Raw genomic sequence first — 3,022 nt, 5'->3', positions numbered from 1 at the left:
CGGCACCGGCCGCCGCCCGGAGACGTACGGCCTCGCGAACCCCGTCGACACCGCTCGCCTCACCCCCCAACGACCAGCAGTGCCCGCCTACCGCCCTGCCGGCCGTGATGGCAGTGATGATCTGGGTGCAGATCGGCTATCCGGTGGTCGTCTTCATGGCGGCGTTGCAGCGCGTCACGCAGGTCGTCGTCGGCGTCGGTCACCACCCGGCGCAGGCCGGGGGTCAGGTCGTCGCGGGCCAGCAGCGCCGCGGCCGCCTCCCGGGTGGGCTGCGCCACGGCGTAGCGGGGGAACGCCAGGGCGGCCACCCGGTCGGCCGTCCAGGGGGTACGCCGGTGCGCGGCGGCCGGCATCTCCGCGAAGTACCGATCGACGTACGCGGCGGTCAGGTCGGCCTGTTCGGGTTGCCAGAACCCCTCGGTGATCGCCTCCAGCAGCCGACCGGACAGCTCGGTGTCCCGCACGATGATCTCCCAGGTCGCCTGCTTCGCCACCGGGTCGGGCAGCGCCGCCCGGCAGTAGGCGGCCCGTTCCGCGCCCGTGGAGCTGTTGTCGGCGGCGGCCTCGATGGCGATCTCCGCCTCGCCGGCGGCGCCCAGCACCACCAGGCGACGCAGCACCGCCCAGCGCAACTCCGCGTCGATCTTCAAACCGGCCGGCACGTCCCGGCCGGCGAGCCAACCGACGAGCAGGTCAGCGTCGGTGGTCGCGGCGATCCAACCCCGTGCGGCGGCGAGCTGCAACGACTCCCCGGCCGGCGCGCCGTCGAGCAGCCGCTGGCACGTCCCGGCGACCCTGGCCAGCGCCGTGGAGCGGGTCAGCGGGTCGAGGTAGCGGTCGACAAGGGACCGGCTGAGTGTCAGCACGTCCTCCGCGATGATCACCTCCGTTTCGGCGGGCAGCGCGGCAGCCATCAGATCGACCAGGCCGGTGACCGGCCGCTCGCCGTCGGTCGCCGCGTCCAGTGCCTCGCGCCAGAGCATCGCCCGGGCCAGCGGATCGGACAGACCGGGCAGCACCTGCGGGACGGCGTCCGCCGACGCCGGGTCGAGGCGTACCTTCGCGAAGGTGAGGTCACCGTCGTTGAGCAGCAACAACCGGGCCGCCGGCTCGCCGGTCAACGCACCGAGCACGGTGCGGCCTTCGTCGGCGTTCGGGTCGATGTCCACCTCGTCGCGTCTCGCGGTGCCGTCCATCGAGTAGCGGCCCACGCCGATCCGGTGAGGGCGCAGCACCGGGTACGACTCGGGCGCGGTCTGCACCACTGCCACCTCGGTGTAGCGACCGTCGGCGTCCACGGCGACCTCGGCCCGCAGCGTGTTGACCTGCGGGCGGCGCAGCCACAGCTCGGCCCAGTCGGACAGGTCCCGCCCGCTGCTGGCGGAGAGGCTGGCCAACAGGTCGGCGAGGGTGGCGTTGCCGAAGCGGTGGGCGGCGAAGTGCGCGTTCAGGCCGGCGAGGAACGCCTCGTCGCCGAGCCACGCGACAAGCTGCCGCAGCACGCTGGCGCCCTTGGCGTACGAGATGCCGTCGAAGTTGAGCAGGCCCGCCTCGGCGTCGACGACCTCCTGTGGGGCGATCGGGTGGGTGGAGGGCCGCTGGTCGGCGGCGTAGCCCCAGGCCTTGCGCCGCATGGCGAAGGTGGTCCAGGCCTGGTCGAAGCGGGTCGCCTCGGCGGTGACCCGGGTGCCGAGGTACTCGGCGAAGGACTCGTTCAACCACAGGTCGTCCCACCAGCTCATGGTGACCAGGTCGCCGAACCACATGTGGGCCATCTCGTGAGCGATGGTGCCGGCCCGCAGCTCGCGCTGGGTGTCGGTGACGGCCGAGCGGAACACGTAGTCGTCGCGGAAGGTGACCAGGCCCGGGTTCTCCATCGCGCCGGCGTTGAACTCGGGCACGAACGCCTGGTCGTACTTGCCGAACGGGTAGCGTTCGGTGAAGAGCTTGTGGAACCGGTCCAGGCACTGCCGGGTGATGGTGAAGATCTCCTCGGCGTCGGCGTCCAGGTGCTCGGCGAGTGACCGACGGCAGTAGATGCCCAGCGGTATGCCGTCGTGCTCGGCCCGCCGGACGTGGTACGGCCCGGCGATCAGCGAGAAGAAGTACGTGGCCAGGGGCGCGCTCTGGGCGAACTCCCAGCGCCCGGGGGCCGGGTTGGCGGCCAGCTCGGCGTTGCCGGCGACGATCCACTGCGGCGGTGCGGTGACCGAGAGGGTGAACGGCGCCTTGAGGTCGGGCTGGTCGAAGGCGGCGAAGATGCGCGGCGCGTTGTCGAGGAAGGACTCGGCGTAGAGGTAGGTCTCGCCGTCGGCCGGGTCGACGAAGCGGTGCATCCCCTCCCCCGTTTTGGAGTACGCCATCTCGGCCTCGACGATGAGCGTGTTCTCCTCGGCCAGGTCGTCGAGCGGCAGCCGGTTGTCGGCGAGCAGGGCGGGGTCCAGGTCGCGGTCGTTGAGGCGTACACCGCGCAGTTTGGCGGGCTTGACCTCGACGAAGGTCGCGGCGCCGGTGGTGGCCCGGAACTGGATCTCGACGCGGGAACGGAACAGGTCGCCGTCACCGGTCAGGTCGAGGTCCACCTGATAGGACTCGACAGTAATCGCCGCGCCACGCGCGGTCGCCTCTACACGGGTCAGGCTCGGCATCCGCTTATCCTGCCCGATGGGGATCGGCACCCGGTCACCACACGACCCTCGGCACTGGAGGAAAGAACCATGGCGCAGCACCCCAAGGGCGACTTCGACCTCTCTCGGGCGGTCTGGCAGCGGGCCGAGGGGGACACCTCCGACAGCGCCGTCGAGGTTGCCTTCGTCGACGACCTGATCGGGATGCGCAACTCGGCCGAGCCGAACGGGCCGGTGCTGGTCTTCACCCAGGCCGAGTGGGACGCCTTCGTGGCCGGCGCGCAGGACGGCGAGTTCGACCTGGACTGACAGTGCCCGCCGACCCGTCGGCGGTCGATCGCCGTGGGGGGGGGCGGGGGGGGGTGACCGGCCCGGGCACTCGTGGGGGGGGGCCG

At 71.9% G+C, this 3,022-nt stretch carries 1 protein-coding gene and 1 pseudogene; one reads left to right on the top strand and one right to left on the bottom strand.

All coding sequences use genetic code 11. The annotated features are described in order from the left end of the window. Positions 1–167 precede the first annotated feature (167 nt). A pseudogene (pepN, locus tag AB0C20_RS35880) lies at positions 168–2,648 on the bottom strand (aminopeptidase N); the annotation flags it as partial. Between the two features lie 69 nt (positions 2,649–2,717). Here pepN and AB0C20_RS35875 point away from each other — a divergent pair. Next, entirely contained in the window at positions 2,718–2,936 is a 219-nt protein-coding gene (locus AB0C20_RS35875) for a DUF397 domain-containing protein (RefSeq protein WP_124817462.1), read from the top strand. The last annotated feature ends 86 nt before the right edge of the window (positions 2,937–3,022 follow it).

Source organism: Micromonospora sp. NPDC048843, from assembly GCF_040649965.1.
GTDB classification, from domain to species: Bacteria; Actinomycetota; Actinomycetes; order Mycobacteriales; family Micromonosporaceae; genus Micromonospora; species Micromonospora hortensis.
This window is presented reverse-complemented; position numbering and strand designations above follow the sequence as displayed.

Excerpts from the sequence above, each read along its gene's own strand:
- AB0C20_RS35875 (WP_124817462.1), top strand. The coding sequence starts at position 2,718 with ATGGCGCAGCACCCCAAGGGCGACTTCGACCTCTCTCGGGCGGTCTGG.